The sequence below is a fragment of the Sorangium sp. KYC3313 genome, assembly GCF_052075895.1.
Taxonomy (GTDB): domain Bacteria; phylum Myxococcota_A; class Polyangia; order Polyangiales; family Polyangiaceae; genus Sorangium; species Sorangium cellulosum_B.
The window spans coordinates 9,464,752-9,480,316 of the sequence record NZ_CP197255.1; the positions used below are offsets into that span (position 1 = coordinate 9,464,752).

A 15,565-nucleotide genomic window follows, 5' to 3' on the forward strand; every position below is an offset into this window, starting at 1 on the left:
GTAAGGTCCCGCGCGTGTCCACAGTGGTCTGCCCGCAATGCGCGAATCCGTGCGAGCAGGCGCACAAATTCTGCCCGGTGTGCGGCTTCCCGATCTCGGAGTTCAACCGGACGTCCGACGATCCGCTGATCGGGACGACGCTCCCTGGCAACTACGTGATCCTGGAGCTCGTCGGGGTGGGCGGCATGGGCCGCGTGTACAGGGCCGAGCAGAAGGCCCTGGGGCGCACCGTGGCCGTCAAGATCATCCATCCCCACCTGCTCGGCGACGAGAGCGCGTCGGTCCGGTTCATCACCGAGGCGCGCGCCGCGAGCCGCCTCAACCACCCGAACTCGGTCGGGGTCATCGACTTCGGTAAGAACGGCGGGCAGCTCTACCTCGTCATGGAGTTCCTGCGCGGGCGCGACCTCGCCCGCGTCGTCTACGAGGACGGCCCGCTCCCGTTCCGCCGCATCGTCGACATCCTCTGCCAGGTGCTCGCGGCGCTCGCCGAGGCGCACCACCTCGGCATCATCCACCGCGATCTCAAGCCCGAGAACATCGTGCTCGAGCCGATGCGCTCGGGCGGCGACTTCGTGAAGGTCGTCGACTTCGGCCTCGCGAAGCTGAAGGGGGAGGTCGCGACGACGAACATCACGAGCCCGGGCATCGTCTGCGGGACCCCGGACTACATGGCCCCGGAGCAGGGGCGCGGCGATCCGATCGACGCGCGGAGCGACCTCTACGCGTGCGGCGTCATCCTGTTCCAGCTGCTCACCGGCCGGCTCCCGTTCGAGGCGGAATCGCCCACGCAGGTGGTGCTGATGCACCTCTCCTTGCCGCCGCCCGATCCCGCCCTGCTCGCGCCGGAGCGCGAGATCCCCGAGTCGCTCGTCGAGGTCACGCTGCGCGCGCTCGAGAAGGACGCCGCGCGGCGCTACCAGTCCGCGGACGAGTTCGCGGCGGCGCTGCGCGCGGCGCTCGGGACGTTCGACACCCCCTCGGGACGCTTCTCGTTCTCCGACGCGACGGTCATCTGCGGCTCGTGCCGGGCCATCGTGCCGCGCGGCCAGAAGTTCTGCGGCGAGTGCGGCGCCAGGATCGCGCAGGCGCACTCGCCCGCCCCTGCGCCGCGCGCGGCGCCCCAGGCCGCCCGGCGCGATCGCGCCCCCTCGGCCCCTCCTCTCCCGCTCCCGTTCGCGGCGCGCGAGGACGACCTCGCGTGGCTCGACACCTGCCTCGCCGACGTCGAGGGCTCGGTCGTCGCCGCGCGCATCGTCGGCGAGCACGGCGTCGGCAAGACCCGGCTCCTCCGCGAGTTCCTCGACGTCGCCGCGAGCCGGGGCGACATCGTCATCCAGACCGGCCCGGACCCGTGGGGCGCGGAGGTCGGCTACTACGCGCTCCGCTGGGCGATCGCCGGGCTCGCCGAGCTCCCGCCCGACGGCGGCAACGCGTCGAACTGGAGCGGCGCGACGCCGGAGGCGCGGCGCGGGCTGCTCGAGATCTTCGGCAAGGGCGACCGCGGGAGCGACGTGCGCAGGCACGCCTGGAACAAGCCGACGGCGGGGGGCTTGTCGCCCGACGATCGCCGCTTCATCGCCGCGGAGGCCCTGCGCTGGGCGCTCTCTCGCGCGCAGCAGACCGCCTTCCCGCACCGGGTCCTGCTCGCGATCGACGACCTGCACGCCGTCGACGGCGCGAGCCGGAACGCGTTCGCCGACGTGATCGCGGAGCCGCCGCTCGCGGCGCTGCTCATCGTCGCCAGCCACACGCCGGGCTTCGAGCCCGAGTGGGGCGGCGCCGTGCGCGCGCTCGGCGGCCTCCCGAAGGACATCGCGCTCTCGCTCCTCCGCAGCAGCGTGGGCCTGGACCACCGCGCCGCCCGCAAGACGCCGCCGAGCATGGGCGGCCTGCGGCTGTCGCCGCGGCGCGACCCGTTGGACGGCGCCGCCGATCAAACCCCGCTGGCCCTGCCGCCGAGCGCGGCGACCCCCGCCGTCCTCGGCGGCGAGGCCGCGACGGTGCCGCCGCTCTACATCGACCAGCTGGTCCGCTACACGCTCGAGGGGGGCAGCGATCCGCACGCGCGGATGGCCGACCTCGTCGCCGCGCGCATCGAGCGCCTGCCGCAGGACGCGCGCCGCACGCTGCAGGCGCTCGCCGTCATCGGCGACGCGGCGGACCGGGCCACGCTGCAGCGCTTGCTGCCGGACATCCGCGCCTTCGACGACCTGCTCGGCAAGCTCGCGGCGGCGGGCATGATCGAGGAGCACTCGAGCGGCATCCGCACGGCGCACCCGCTGCTCCGCGACGTGACGCTCGCGACGATCCCGGCCGGCGTCCGGCGCGATCTGCACGCCAAGGCGACGTTCGACAGCGCGGGCGACCCGCTCGCGCTGCCGCTCGAGGTGCAGGCGATCCACGCCTACCACGCGCAGAACGCGTTCGTCGCGCTGATGCTCCTCGAGCAGGCGGCGGACCGCTCCGCCGCGCGCGGGGACAGCGCCGGCAGCGTGCTCGCGCTGCGCCGCGGCCTCGATCTGGCGCGGCGGGAGATCTTCCGGGGCGAGCTCGACGATCCGGTGCGCGCCGTCCTGATCTTCAGCCGGAAGCTCGGCGAGGCGCTCGCGCGCGCCGGTGATCTGACCGACGCCGACGGCGTGCTGCGCGAGGCGCTCGACCTCGCCGGCCCAGGCGGGCCTGATCGCGCGCTCGTCCTGGGCGCGCTCGCGCACGTGGCGCACCAGCGCGAGCGCACGGGCGAGGCGTCGATGTACCTCCGCGAGGCGATGGACCTCGCCCGGCAGGGCGCCGACAGCGACGTGGTGCAGTCGCTCGACAAGATGCGGCGCGAGTGGATGTCGCGCTGAGCGAGAGACGGTGAACGACGAGGAACGATCGCGAGGGCCCGGATCTCCGGCGAACGCAGCGGCATCGCCGCCGCGCGCGCCGTTCATCGCGCGGTGGGACCTCGACAAGACCTACCTCCGGACCGACTTCGACACGCTGCGCGACCTCGTGCGGACCGCGATCGAGCGGCCGGATCAGAAGCGCACCGTGCCGGGCGCGGGGTCGCTCCTGCGCGAGCTCGGCCGCGCGGGCGTCGAGACCCACATCCTCTCGGGCAGCCCGGAGCAGCTCCGCTCCCGCATCGAGCAGAAGCTGCGGCTCGACGGCGCGCGCTGGGCGTCGCTCACGCTGAAGCCCAACCTGCAGAACATCCTCCGCCTGCGCTTCCGCGCGCTGCGCGGGCAGCTCGGCTACAAGCTGCCCGCGCTGCTCCAGCGGCGCTGCGAGCTCGCGGATCAGCGCGACCAGAGCGGCGCGCTGATCCGCGAGGTGCTGCTCGGGGACGACGCGGAGGCCGACGCGTTCGTCTACTCGCTGTACGCCGACGTCTGCGAGGGCCGGGTCACCCCGCTGGAGCTCGGCGAGGTGATGCGGCTCGGGCACGCGTACGACGACACCATCGTCGATGCGATCCGGTTCGCGAGCTACGTCGAGAAGGGCCCCGTCGTCGAGCGCATCCTGATCCACCTCGACCGCCAGTCCTCGCCCTCGGATTTCCGGATCTTCGGCGACCGGGTCGTCCCCTTCTACAACTACCTTCAGGCGGCGTTCGTCCTCCACGAGGACGGCCGGATCGCGGCGCACGCCGTGCTCCGCGTCGCGCAGTCGCTGGTCGTCGCCCACAACTTCGACAGCGTCGCGCTCGCGCGGAGCTACGTCGATCTGTCGCGCCGCGGGCACGTCTCCGGCAAGGGCATCGCGTCCCTCGCGGCCGCCTACGGCGAGCTCGCGCAGCGCAGGGCCGCGGGCGCGAGCGATCTCGGCGCGATGGTCGCGGAGCTCACGCGGCTCTGCAGCGATCTGCGCCCCGCCGTGAGCCGGCCGCACGCGGAGATCGACTACCGCGCGCTCGCCGCCGGCCACAACCGCCGCTCGAAGCGCGGCCGCTGACAGCGGGCGTGCCAGGTGGCCGCGCCGGCCCCGGCGCCGCCCTCGCGCTCACAGCCAGGCGTTGTTGAGGATCTCGCCGACGCCGCCGGCGCCCGGGACGATGTACTGGATGCTGTTCAGGCCGCGCTCCTCGTCCCAGTGCGTGCCCGGCTCGGTCTTGAGGACGCGCGCCGGCGAGAGGCCGCGATCGAGCCGGAGCGCGTAGATGATGGCGTCCGGGTGGGCCTCGGTGACGCGGCGGATGTACTCGGGCGTGACGATGAGGTGCATGGCGATGCACTTGGCCGGCCGCCCCTCGAGCCCGGTCTTGTAGTACGTCATGGCGCTGACCATGGACGTGCCGGTGGCGCCCATCGGGTCGGGGAAGAGCACGTGGCGCCCCTCGACGTCGCGGCCGATCTTGGCGTCGTGCCAGGTCGCGCCGACGACCTCGCCATGCTCGTTCGTCTGCCGGCTCATGAACAGGTGATCCTGCCGGACCAGCGCGGGGTCGAGGACCTCGTTCAAGAGCTCGTAGACGACCTGGGAGGGCATCGTCCCGGCGCGCGCGATGCCCACGGTGACGACCTTGGTCGCGCGCGACAGCGCGGCGCCGCGATACACGGCCTCCGGGTGGGAGGAGATCATCCGGGTCGGGATGTCGACGCGCGCGCGCCCCAGCTCGGCGGCGAGGACGGCGCGCGCCAGGTTCTGGTAGAGAACCCCGACGAGACGCCCGACGTCGGGCTGGACCGTCTCCGGGGAGCAGGCTCGAGCCAGCAGAGTCCATGCGAGCGGGTCATCGAGCAGGTGCACGCACGGGCCGTACCGGTGGGCGATTTCGGGGGGCCGGAATCGACTCTCAGCGTACGCAACGTCGACCATCGTTTTTCTGTTACACTACCTGGCCCGGCGCGGGGTATTCCTCCGGGTGCGCGCCGGTGCTCTCCCCGGGAGCGGAGTGGTTTCGAAGCGATGAGGGCGCCCGCCCAGCGGGCTGTCCCGGTGGACTTGCAAAGGAAGGGATGTTCGGTGGATAGCGACCTTGCCGAGTCGGTTACGGCGCTCAAGGATGCCTTTGTCCGAAGAGGCATCCCTGCGAGGTTCGGAAAGGCGGCTCCGGCGGCGGTGGAAGAGCTGCGCAAGACGCTGCGGGTGCCCGCGAGGTACCGCGCTTTCCTGCAGGAGGCCGACCCGCTCGACGTCGAGACGGTGACCCCGGTCGAGCGTGTACGCCTCATCCCCTCCGAGAAGCTCGCGGCCGAGCAGCAGGCGAACGGCGGCGACAGCTCCCTCCCGGGCTGGCGCAAGAGCTGGATCCTCATCGCTCGCAGCGCCCTGCTGGGAGATCCCTATTTCCTCGACATCTCGAAGCTCGACGCCGAGGGGGACTGCCCCGTGTTCACCTGCATGACGGGGACCGAGTCGCTCAAGCCGGAGCTCTGCGCGTCGAGCTTCCAGCAGTTCCTGCGTATCCTCGCTACCTCGATGGAGGTCGCGTCCGGCTTCGGAGAGAGCGGCCTCGACGACGACGACGAGGCCATCTTCCGCGAGGCGCTCGCGCCGAAGATCAAGACCATCGACTCCGCGGCGCTCCGCGCGGGGCACTGGACCTGACGTAGCCTCCACGGCGCGCTGCTCACCGGGCGCGCCGCGGGTCGAGCTGACCGCGCCATGGCCAGGTGCCTCGTATGCAACGCCGAGAACCCCGGCTCCGCCCGGTTCTGTGTGGCGTGCGGCGCGTCGCTGACCGCGAAGGAGGCGGGCGTCGGCGCGGTGACCTCGGCGCCTCCTGCGCCCGGCCCGCGGACGACCGTCCCTGGGCAGCCGCTGCTGGGCGCGCTGGTGCCCGAGGATCCGGCGCACAGGGCCAGCCTCTCGGCCCTCGCGGCCGGCGGCGCGAGCGGGCCCGCAGCGAACGTCCACGCGCCTCACGTCGTCCCCGCGCCGCTGGCGGGCTCGCTGCCGCGGCGCGCGCCGGGCGGCCACCTGCCGGCGGGGACGCTCGTCGATCAGAAGTACGTGGTCGAGCGGGTGCTCGGCGAGGGCGGCATGGGCGTCGTCTACCTCGCTCGGGACGTCCACACCGGCCTGCACGTGGTGCTGAAGGCGGTGCGCCAGGAGCTCGGTCACCGGCCGGACGTGCGCGCGCGGACGCTCGCCGAGGGCCGCGCGCTCGCGCAGATCGATCACCCGAACGTCGTCCATCTGAAGGCGGTGGTGGCGGAGCGGGACGACCTCTGGCTCGTCATGCAGTACATCGACGGCGAGAGCCTCGAGCAGACGCTCGCCAGGTACGCCGAGGAGCGCCGACGGATGCCCCTGCCCGAGGCGCTCTCGATCTTCCGGCAGATCGCCTCCGGCATCGCGGCCGCGCACCGCGAGGGGGTGATCCACCGCGATCTCAAGCCGGCGAACGTGCTCATCCGCGGCAAGGACGGCGTCGCGAAGGTCACCGACTTCGGCATCGCCAAGGCCGAGGCGGACGCGCTCGCGGGGCGCGGGCTGACCAAGGGGATCATCGGCTCGCTCTATTACATGTCGCCGGAGCAGGTCCTCGGGCGCCGCGACCTCGACAAGCGGGTGGACATCTACGCGCTGGGCGTCGTGCTCTACGAGATGCTGGTGGGGCAAGTGCCGTTCGACGCCGAGAGCGACATCGAGATCATGCGGCAGCACGCGGAGGTGCCGCTCCCCCTGGTCAGCGCCGTGCGTCACGATGTCCCTCCGGCGCTCGACGCCTTCCTCCAGAAGGCGTGCGCCAAGGAACGGGCGGATCGCTTTGCCAGCTGCGAGGAGCTGCTCGCCGCGCTCGACGCGATCGCCCACCCCGCGCCCGCCGCGCCGCTCGTCGCGTCGAGCCGCCCGCCGCCGCCCGCGGCCACGACAGTCGACGAGGTCCGCAAGGGGCTGCGGTCGCCGTCGGGCGCGCCGCTGGCGAGCGGGCCTGCGGGGTCGCAGCGCCCGCGCGGCTCGTGGCTCGCGATCGGCGCCGGGGCCCTCGTGATGTTCGGCGGGGCCGCCGCGCTGCTCGGGCTGGGCGTGCTCGACAGGCCGCGCGAGGGTCGCCGGCGGGCCGTCTCGTCGAGGGAGCAGCGCCCGGCGGCCAGCGCGAGCAGCACCACCCCGGCGGCGAGCGCGGAGCAGCCGTCGCCGCTCGCCAGCCTGACCGGGCTGTGGGTCGGCAATGGGCGCGAGCTCGAGGCCGTCCTTGCCGGCGAGTCGCTCGAGTTCCGGGTCCGCCGCCCGGAGCAGTTCGCGCCGCAGGACTATGCCGAGGGCGAGGCGCGCTTCTCGCTGCGCGAGATCGCCGGCGAGACCGGGGTGTTCGCCGTCGAGGACCGGCTCCGCTTCATCGCCCCCGAGTCGCGCAAGTTCGATCCTGCCCGCTCCAGGGGCACCTGCCAGGACGTCCGCAGCGCGGTGGAGGGCCACCCCCTGCGCGCGAGCTTCGACGGGGCCCGCCTGAGCGTCGAGTTCGCGAAGATCGAGCCCACCACGAGCAACTTCGTGGTGGAGCGCGGCAAGGTCGTCAGCTGCGTCGGCCTCAGCGCCCTCCCCGCCACGCGCGTCGTGAGCACGCTGTCGAGGATGTGAGGCGCTGGCGCTGAATCCCGCCCGGCAACGCGCGTCGCCGAGCGGGGCTCACCCGCACAGGAGACGGGCTCAGATCGGCGTTTTCGGCGCGGAAGCGCACTCCGGTGCGCTGAGCACCGAAAACGCCGAGATGGGCCCGTATCCGCAGCGGGTGAGCCCCGCTCAAAGTCCGCCAACGGCGGGGACCGGCTGCGGCTTGCCGGCGTGGATGACCGCGCAGCGGACGGTCGTCGACGCGGTCGGCGCGCTCGCCCGCCCGCCGCCCAGGACGAGCGTGCCGAAGATGTTGCGCGCCGCCGCATCGACCTCCGCGGCGCCGCGCGGCGGCACCGGGTTGCCGCTCGCGTCGAACACCGTCACCGCCTGCACGACGCCGCGGGCGATCTCGCCCTCCGGGAAGGACATCATCACCGTGGCGCGGACGTAGGCCGAGGCCCCCTCGACGATCCCGAAGCTGTACGGCTTCTTCGCGAAAGCGCCGCAGAAGCCGCTCGTGCCCATGCCGCCGTCGGGCCCGTAGTTCGCCGACGCCCACTGCCCGACGTTGACCGTGAGCCCGCTCTCACCCGAACCCTGCGCGTACTGGACGCACTGGGCGAGCGCGGGATCCCACATCGCGCCCGTCGGGCAGCGCCCTACCTTCGCGCACGCCTGGCCGGTCCAGACCTCGTCGCGCGCGCAGGTCTGCGAGAGCGGTACGCACGCGGCGGTCGGACCGTCGACGATGAGCTCCTGGCCAGGTGGGCATCCGAGCTTCTGCCCGGCGCCGACCGCGACGCCGATGTTGGTCGCCACCTGCTCGCGCGACACGCAGTAGCCCGTGCTCTGGTCGATCTCGTCGCCGGGCCGGCAGCGATCGGGAGCGCACCCGCCGGCCTCGTAGTGGCGACCCACGCCGCAGTAGGCGTTCGCCGCCTGGGGCGTGAGGCACTGGCCCGCGACCGAGAGGTAGCCCTTCAGGCATCGGCAGCGGTTCTGCTTCGTGTCGAAGCCGGCGCCGTCGCTGCACGACGAGATCGAGCAGCGGCAGCTGCTGCCCTGGCAGATCTTGAGGAAGCAGGAGTTCTCCGGGCAACCGACGAGCACGGCTGGCGCCAGCGCGAGGAGCACGACCGAGAGCGCGGTGGAGGCGAGACCAAACGAGCCGGACCGCATCGGGCGACCCTACTCGATCCGCTCAGGCCGGGGAACTCGGGGAGCGACGCGCGGCAGCCGCCGCGATGCGGCGCCGCGGCCGCCGCGCGCGCCGCGGTCGCAGCGTCGCAGCCGCGCGGCCGACGTACCGGCGGCCGGGGTGGTGTGGTACGGGGTGTCGCCGTCCACGCGGAGATTCCACCGCGCCGGTCCAACTCAAGCCATGCTGCCCATCTACATCGAAGGTTCGCCTCAGTTCGAGTCCACCCTGTCAGCCCTGCGCATCCGCGGCACGGGCGACCTCGCGAACGTCACGCCGGCCGTGACCGAGATCATCGACAACGTGCGGCGCGGGGGGACGTCCGCCGTGCTCGGCTACATCGAGAAGTTCGAGCGGAGGACGTCGAAGGCGCTCGTCCGCCACGCAGGCCCCGAGGCGGAGGGCGGCTTCGGCGGGGCCGAGGCGCTCGCGCGGCTCTCGCCGGAGGTCCGCGCCGCGCTCGAGACCGCGGCAGCGCGGATCGCGCGTTACCATGAGCGGCAGCGCGACGCGGGCGATCTCGGCCCCGCGAACGTGGCGGCGAACGGGCCCGCGCTGCAGGCCGGCTTCAGCTACGAGGAGGAGGGCGTCCTGCTGGGTATGCGCGTGCGCCCGCTGCGCCGGGTCGGCGTCTACGCGCCGGGCGGCAAGGCCCGCTACCCCTCCAGCGTGCTCATGTCGGCCATCCCCGCGCGCATCGCCGGCGTGCAGGAGATCGTCCTCGCGAGCCCGTCGGCCGACGACGCCACGCTCGCCGCGGCGCACCTCTCCGGCGTGACGACCCTGCTCGACTCGGGCGGCGCGCAGGCGATCGCGGCGATGGCCTACGGGCTCCCGGAGCTCGCGCCGGTCGACAAGATCGTGGGGCCCGGCAACGCCTACGTCGCCTGCGCGAAGAAGCTGGTCTTCGGCGATGTGTCGATCGACGGCATCACCGGGCCGAGCGAGATCCTCGCGCTCGCCGACGAATCCGCGGATCCCCGGCTCGTCGCCGCCGATCTGCTCTCGCAGGCCGAGCACGACGAGGCGTCCTACGCCCTGCTCGCGACGACCTCCGCGAAGCTGGCGGAGGCGGTCGCGCGCGAGCTCGACGCGGCGCTCCCCGAGCTCACGCGACGCGCGATCGTGCAGGCGTCGCTCTCGACGCACGCGGCGGCGCTGGTCGTCGGCTCGCGCGCTCGCCTCGCCGAGATCGCCGATCAGCTCGCGGTCGAGCACGTGGCCTTCCACGTCGCCGACGCCGAGGGGTTGTTCTCGGAGATCGGCACGCTCGGCGCCGCGCTGCTCGGCGACCTCACCCCGGTCGCCGCGGGCGACTACCTCGCGGGGCCGTCCCACGTCCTCCCGACCGGCGGCTCGGCCCGCTTCGGCGCGCCGCTCGGGGTCTACGACTTCGTGACGCGCGCGAGCCTCATCCGGTACTCGAGCGCGGCGCTCCGGGCGCAAGGCCCGATCATCGAGAAGCTGGCCCTGGCCGAGGGCCTGCAGGCGCACGCCCGCGCCGTGTCGCTCCGCCTCGCGAGCAAGGCGACCGACCCCGCGAAGCGCGGCGCGTCGCAGTCCTGACACCGCGCAAGCCGCCCCGCGCGCCGCGCCCTCGGGAGCGCGGCGCGCGCGAGGACGCCCTGTCGATCGCGCTCTCCTGACCTATCGATCTCGGTTCAGCCGAGCGCTGCGCGCGCCGCCGCGCTCGGCCGCCTTGCGCGGCCGAGCGACGCCGTGCGCTCCCGCCAGGCTCACTCGGCACGGAGGTAGCCCGCGTTGATCATCTTCAACACGGACTGCGCGGTCTCCAGATCCGTCGCGGGGCTCTTGTTGAGGACCATCGCGAGGTGCCCGTGGTTGTAGACGACCTGGAGGACGTCGAGATCGACGGGCGAGAGATCGCGGAGCTGCGGCTTGAGCGGCTGGGGGATGACCAGGCGCGCCGACAGGTCCGGGAGCTGGTGGCGGATGTTGTTCAGCTCGTCGATCTGCCGGAGCCCCTCCATGAGGAGCTCCTGCACCGTCGCGCTGATCTCGCCGGTCATGACCCGCTCCTCGGCCGCCTCGAGGTCGAACGTCCCGCCGACCCAGGTGAGGATCCGGTAGACGCTCTTCAGCGGCGGGACGTCGGTCAGATCGTTGATGGTCGCAAAGGTCACGATGCCCTTGCGCAGGTAGATCTTGCCGACATCGTCGTCGGAGCGGACCACGAGGACGCCGCTCTTCTTCGATGTGCCGAAGAGCTGCAGCAGATCCGGGAGCGGGATCTCGTCGATCGACCCGGACATCGACCGGGTCTGACCGCTCCTCAGCGATGGCTCGTCCATCCGTTTCCGCGCCGGCGGCGCGCCTGGGTCGGTGGAGACGACCTTGAGGATGCTGGTGCCGATGAGCACCCGATCGCCCTCCTTCAGGGTCGTCTTCTTGATCTTCTCGCCGTTGACGAACGTTCCGTTCGTCGAGCCGAGATCCTCGATCACAATCGACTGTTCGGTGCAGGCAATCCGGGCATGGCGCCGGGAGACCATGTCCTCGACGAGGACCATGTCGAGGTCGCTGGAGCGACCTACGACGATCTCCTGCTGCTCCCCGAGGGGGAATTCGCCGCCTTGGTACTTCCCGGAGATGAAGCGCAACGCTAGTTGCCGCGTTGCCGACACCTTGGGAGCGTGGTTATCCATCGCAGGGAGTAAAAACCTTCGTGCGCTTACGAGAGCGCCAGCAGGGGGCAAAGCTTAGTTTCACCGAGCAAAGGTGGTCAAGAGATCCGGTCCGTTCTTTCAAATGAGTCGGCTCGTCCGATCCTGACGCATCGCGCCGGCCCCCTCCCTCGGCCGCCACAGAGGCGCGCCGCGGGGGTAGGGGCCAACGTACTCGGTGCACGCAAGTGTATCCAATTTGAGGGAAAGAGGGCGATTGGCTCCGTCGAAACGGTCGGCACCGTCGGTTTCCGAGGCCCCCGGGCCCCGGGCGGTGCGCCGGGCCGCCTCAGCGAGGAATCCTGCGGTCGCTCGGCTCATTGCCCTTGCTTTCGTGCCCGGCATGTTGAACGGCCTCGGCGTGAGCTCCGAAGCGACGCGACCCACCCTCTCCGCAGGCGATCCGCTGGGCACGCACCGCGTGCTCGATCCACCGGGGGCCATGCCGCAGCCCGCGGAGCGGCTGGACGCCGACGCCTCGCGCCAGTTCGAGACCGAGATCGTCGTCGATGTGCAGACGCTGAACATCGACGCCGCGAGCTTCCGCCAGATGGAGGAGGCCTCCGGCGGCAGCCCGGACGGCGTGGCGCAGCTCGTCCTCGAGACGGTGGCGCGCCGGGGCAAGCAGCACAACCCGGTCACCGGCTCGGGCGGCATGCTGCTCGGCGTCGTGCGCCGGGTCGGCTCGCTCGCCGAGCACCGCGGCGTCGCCGTCGGCGATCGCGTCGCGACGCTCGCGTCGCTCTCGCTCACGCCGCTCTCGCTCCGCCGGATCATCGCCGTGCGGCCCGCGTCCGCGCAGATCGACGTCGAGGGCACCGCCATCCTCTTCGGGTCGGCGCCGCTCGCCCGGATGCCGACCGACATGCCCGAGCGGCTCGCCCTCGCGCTCCTCGACGTCGCCGGCGCGGCGCCTCAGGTGGCGCGCCTCGCCGGCCCGCGCGACAGCGTGGTGGTGCTCGGCGCGGGCGGGAAATCGGGCCTCCTGTGCGCGGCCGAGGCGCGGCGCTGCGTCGGCCGCGCCGGGCGCGTCATCGGGATCGAGGCGTCGCCGGCGCTCGCCGCCGATCTGCGCTCGCTCGCGATCTGCGACCACGTCGCGGTCCTCGACGCGCGCGACCCCCTCGCCGTGCGCGACGCCGTGCTGCCGTTCACCGGCGACGCGGGCGCCGACCTCACGCTCTCCTGCGTGAACGTCCCGGGCGTGGAGCTCAGCGCGATCGTCGCCACGCGCGATCGCGGCAAGACGTACTTCTTCGCGATGAGCACGAGCTTCACCGCCGCCGCCCTGGGGGCCGAGGGGATCGGCAAGGACGTGGACCTCTACATCGGCAACGGCTACGCCCACGGGCACGCCGAGCACACGCTCGCGCTCGTGCGCGAGCATCCCGCGCTCGAGCGGCTCATGACCTCGCGCTACGGCTGAGCGCCCCGCTCGACGCGACGCGCGCAGCGCGCACGCGCCCGGACGCCGCGGGCGCTTCCCGGGCACACCGGCCTCAGCCGGGCCGCTCCTGAGGGGCCGGCTCGACGGGCGCGAGCGCCGCGGGCGACGGCTGCGGCGCGCCCAGCTTGTCGACGGCGGCAGGGAGGATCACGGCGAAGGTGCTCCCCTTCCCCTCGTACGACCGGACCTCGATGCGGCCCCCGGCGCTCTGCGCGATGCGCTGGCTGATGGACAGGCCGAGCCCGGTCCCCTTGTCCTTCGTCGTGAAGAACGGCAGGAAGATGTTCGCGAGCACCTTCTGGGAGATCCCGGGGCCGTTGTCGGTGACGTTGAGCTCGACGAACGGCTCGTCCGAGCCCGAGCCGGGCCGCGTGCCGCGGCCGAAGCGGACGCGCGTCGAGATCACCACCTTGCCCCGGCTCTTCATGGCCTGAACGGCGTTGCGGAACAGGTTCATCAGCACCTGCCGCAGCTGCTCCGGATCGATGGCGACGCGGGGGAGATCGGGATCGAGCGTGATCTCGACCTCGAGCTGGTCGTTCCTGCGCTCGATCGAGAGCACCTGCAGGGTGCGGCGCACGATCGCGTTCACGTCGGTCGGCACGACCGAGCCCTGCGCCGGCCGCGCGAGATCGAGCACCGAGCTCACGACGCGATCGAGCCGATCGACCTCCTCGAGGATGATCCCGAGGAACTCGCGCGACGCCGCGTCGATCTGCGCTTCCGGCACGGGATCGGCGAGCAGCTGCGCCGCCCCCTTGATCGCGCCGAGCGGGTTCCTGATCTCGTGCGCGAGCCCGGCCGCCATCTGGCCGAGGAGCGCGAGCCGGTCGCGCTCCTTCATCTGCGCGTAGAGCCGCGAGTTCTCCAGGACGACGCCGATCTGCGCGGCGAGCGTCTCGAGCAGGGTCAGCTCCTCGGGAGAGAACGCGTCGCGCACGCGCGTGTCCGCCACGACCAGGAGCCCGATCGGCTCGCCCTGCTCGTCGCGCGCGCACAGCACCACGCCCGAGCAGAGGCTGCCGAGCACCTCGGCCGCCGCGAGCACCGCGTCCTCGGGGACCTGGGGCCGCACCTCCGTTCGCCGCGCGAAGTTGCCGTCGTCGTCCGCGTCGCTCTGGCTGCGGCGCGCCCGCCGCTCGCGCGCCTCCCGCTCCAGCTCCTCCATCGCGAGCGGCCCTCGGTCGAGGCGATCGAGCAGCGCCCTCGCGGTCGCCACCTCGATCCGCTCGGGGACCCGCGGCCCGAGCGAGGCGAGCCGGTCGAAGCCCGTCCCGTCCTGATCGCGCAGGTAGAGCGCCGCCGCCGTGACCCGGCGCGACTGCTCGAGGGCGCTCATCACGATCGAGCCCATCTCGTCCACCTCGAGCGTGTGCACGAGGCGCCGCCGGGCCTCCGCGAGCGAGCGGTCGAAGTCGAACCGCTCCCGCAAGAAGACGCGCTGGAGCTGCTCCTCGACGCGCTCCCGCAGCGGGTCGAACAGCACCAGGATGACGATCGCGGCGAGCACCGCGTTCAGGTACATCGTGTTGAAGCCGCCGATGAACGTGAGCAGGAGATAGAAGATCAGCGCGATCAGGAACGCGACCGCCGTGGCGACGAGCAGGCGCGCGAGCATCTCGTAGGCGTCGAGCAGGCGCTCGTGACGGAGGGCCTGGGCGAGGACGAACAGGAACACGACCGAGAGCGCCGCGCCCACGGGCGGCGGCTCCGCGCCGAGGAACCAGGCGAAGTCGGCGACGCTGGCGAGCCCGGCGAGCGCGCCGATCACCACGAGGAACCGCACGCGGCGCTGCGTCGCGCGCGAGGAGCTCTGCTTGCCGCGCTGGCCGAGCGTGTACAGCCCCGCGGTGAGCAGCGCGAAGACGTAGAGGAAAATGCAGCCGCGCGTGAGCCAGTCGAGCCACGAGCCCGGCTCCCGGCTCACCAGCACGAGGACGAACAGCGGGATGACGAGCACCCCCGCGAACCGGAGCAGCCGCGAGCGCCGATCCGGGTCATGGGGGATCATCGCCTCGAAGAGCTGCAGCGCGAACTGCGGGAGCAGCACGGCGAGGATCGCCGTGAAGCGCTCCCAGATCGAGGCCTGGAAGAAGCCGAAGAGCGACTGCGAGAGGTACCAGAGCCCGACGTCGGCGGCGAACGCAGCGAAGAAGAGGTGGACGCGGCGGACGCGACCTCGCAGCAGCGTCGACGCCGCGATGGCGAGGGCGAGGGCCCCGCAGACCAGGGTCGTCCGTGTGCGGAGATCGATCCCGAGCGGCGCCACGCGCGAAGGCTACCGCGGCGAGCCGCGCGGCGACCGCAAAACGCGCCGGGGAGCGGCGCCGGGGCGCGGACGCGCTCAGGCCGCCCGGGCGCGCGGCTCAGCGCGTCCCGTCGCTCTCGGAGGGAGCGGTGTCGCGTCTGTCCGCGCCGCTGGGGCTCCACGGGAGCGGGTCCGGGTTGCAGCGCTCCTGCGATCGCACCTCGATCGTCGTGGGCGCGCCGTCACCGCTGGACGGCGGCGCGACGTCGCGCGGCGGGAGCGACGCAGGCGCGACGAAGTCGGTGACGGGTACGACGACATCGCCGTCGATGCCATCGCTCGATCCGGACGCTTCTTCGGAGATCATCGGGTCGAGATCGCTCCACGCTTCGGCGCTCTGCTCCTCGTGCTCTGGGGACGCGATCGCGCAGCCCGCCAGCAGCAGAGGCGCCGCGAAGCCCCCCGACAGCCAACTCCTCCAGCAACCTCGCATC

At 72.6% G+C, this 15,565-nt stretch carries 11 protein-coding genes; 6 read left to right on the plus strand and 5 right to left on the minus strand.

Annotation, left to right across the window (positions count from 1 at the left end; genetic code table 11):
* Positions 1–14 precede the first annotated feature (14 nt).
* Together ACSRUE_RS35800 and ACSRUE_RS35805 are read left to right on the plus strand one after the other, a co-directional pair.
* Complete coding sequence (locus tag ACSRUE_RS35800) at positions 15–2,852, plus strand: serine/threonine-protein kinase (protein WP_437768682.1); 2,838 nt, start codon at positions 15–17, stop codon at positions 2,850–2,852.
* A 10-nt stretch (positions 2,853–2,862) separates the two neighbouring features.
* A complete protein-coding gene (locus ACSRUE_RS35805) occupies positions 2,863–3,942 on the plus strand; it encodes a hypothetical protein (protein ID WP_437768683.1) in 1,080 nt (359 codons plus the stop codon).
* A 48-nt stretch (positions 3,943–3,990) separates the two neighbouring features.
* On the opposite strand, the gene ACSRUE_RS35810 is transcribed toward ACSRUE_RS35805, so the two are convergent.
* The gene (locus ACSRUE_RS35810; protein WP_441287500.1) at positions 3,991–4,806 is read right to left on the minus strand and encodes a uracil phosphoribosyltransferase; all 816 of its coding nucleotides are present in this window, start codon (positions 4,804–4,806) and stop codon (positions 3,991–3,993) included.
* A 243-nt stretch (positions 4,807–5,049) separates the two neighbouring features.
* Between ACSRUE_RS35810 and ACSRUE_RS35815 the strand changes: the two genes are divergently transcribed.
* Both ACSRUE_RS35815 and ACSRUE_RS35820 read left to right on the plus strand, forming a co-directional pair.
* Positions 5,050–5,538 carry an SMI1/KNR4 family protein gene (locus ACSRUE_RS35815; RefSeq protein WP_272103312.1) on the plus strand — a complete coding sequence of 163 codons (489 nt, stop codon included), beginning with the start codon at positions 5,050–5,052 and terminating at the stop codon, positions 5,536–5,538.
* 57 nt (positions 5,539–5,595) lie between these two features.
* Entirely contained in the window at positions 5,596–7,518 is a 1,923-nt protein-coding gene (locus ACSRUE_RS35820; protein ID WP_441287501.1) for a protein kinase domain-containing protein, read from the plus strand.
* A 162-nt stretch (positions 7,519–7,680) separates the two neighbouring features.
* Here ACSRUE_RS35820 and ACSRUE_RS35825 read toward each other — a convergent pair whose 3' ends face one another.
* Positions 7,681–8,673 (minus strand): hypothetical protein, encoded by a 993-nt coding sequence (locus ACSRUE_RS35825; RefSeq protein ID WP_441287502.1) that lies wholly within the window; start codon positions 8,671–8,673, stop codon positions 7,681–7,683.
* Positions 8,674–8,875: 202 nt separating this feature from the next.
* On the opposite strand from ACSRUE_RS35825, the gene hisD reads away from it, so the two are divergent.
* Positions 8,876–10,258, plus strand: a complete 1,383-nt coding sequence (hisD, locus tag ACSRUE_RS35830) for a histidinol dehydrogenase (RefSeq protein WP_441287503.1) — start codon at positions 8,876–8,878, stop codon at positions 10,256–10,258.
* Between the two features lie 170 nt (positions 10,259–10,428).
* On the opposite strand, the gene ACSRUE_RS35835 is transcribed toward hisD, so the two are convergent.
* Positions 10,429–11,358, minus strand: coding sequence for a DUF4388 domain-containing protein (locus tag ACSRUE_RS35835; protein WP_437768687.1), 930 nt, complete (start codon positions 11,356–11,358; stop codon positions 10,429–10,431).
* A gap of 361 nt (positions 11,359–11,719) precedes the next feature.
* Here ACSRUE_RS35835 and ACSRUE_RS35840 point away from each other — a divergent pair, with 361 nt between their 5' ends.
* Positions 11,720–12,802, plus strand: a complete 1,083-nt coding sequence (locus tag ACSRUE_RS35840; RefSeq protein ID WP_441287504.1) for an L-erythro-3,5-diaminohexanoate dehydrogenase — start codon at positions 11,720–11,722, stop codon at positions 12,800–12,802.
* A gap of 73 nt (positions 12,803–12,875) precedes the next feature.
* Here the strand turns inward: ACSRUE_RS35840 and ACSRUE_RS35845 are convergent, their stop codons facing one another.
* Positions 12,876–15,092, minus strand: a complete 2,217-nt coding sequence (locus ACSRUE_RS35845) for an ATP-binding protein (RefSeq protein WP_441287505.1) — start codon at positions 15,090–15,092, stop codon at positions 12,876–12,878.
* 97 nt (positions 15,093–15,189) lie between these two features.
* A complete protein-coding gene (locus tag ACSRUE_RS35850; RefSeq protein ID WP_441287506.1) occupies positions 15,190–15,564 on the minus strand; it encodes a hypothetical protein in 375 nt (124 codons plus the stop codon).
* Position 15,565: the final 1 nt, after the last annotated feature.

What these genes read in the sequence shown, in the direction of transcription:
- ACSRUE_RS35810 (WP_441287500.1), bottom strand. Translation starts at nt 4,806, where the DNA reads ATGGTCGACGTTGCGTACGCTGAGAGTCGATTCCGGCCCCCCGAAATC.
- ACSRUE_RS35820 (WP_441287501.1), top strand. Translation starts at nt 5,596, where the DNA reads ATGGCCAGGTGCCTCGTATGCAACGCCGAGAACCCCGGCTCCGCCCGG.
- ACSRUE_RS35825 (WP_441287502.1), bottom strand. Translation starts at nt 8,673, where the DNA reads ATGCGGTCCGGCTCGTTTGGTCTCGCCTCCACCGCGCTCTCGGTCGTG.
- hisD (WP_441287503.1), top strand. Translation starts at nt 8,876, where the DNA reads ATGCTGCCCATCTACATCGAAGGTTCGCCTCAGTTCGAGTCCACCCTG.
- ACSRUE_RS35835 (WP_437768687.1), bottom strand. Translation starts at nt 11,358, where the DNA reads ATGGATAACCACGCTCCCAAGGTGTCGGCAACGCGGCAACTAGCGTTG.
- ACSRUE_RS35840 (WP_441287504.1), top strand. Translation starts at nt 11,720, where the DNA reads ATGTTGAACGGCCTCGGCGTGAGCTCCGAAGCGACGCGACCCACCCTC.
- ACSRUE_RS35850 (WP_441287506.1), bottom strand. Translation starts at nt 15,564, where the DNA reads ATGCGAGGTTGCTGGAGGAGTTGGCTGTCGGGGGGCTTCGCGGCGCCT.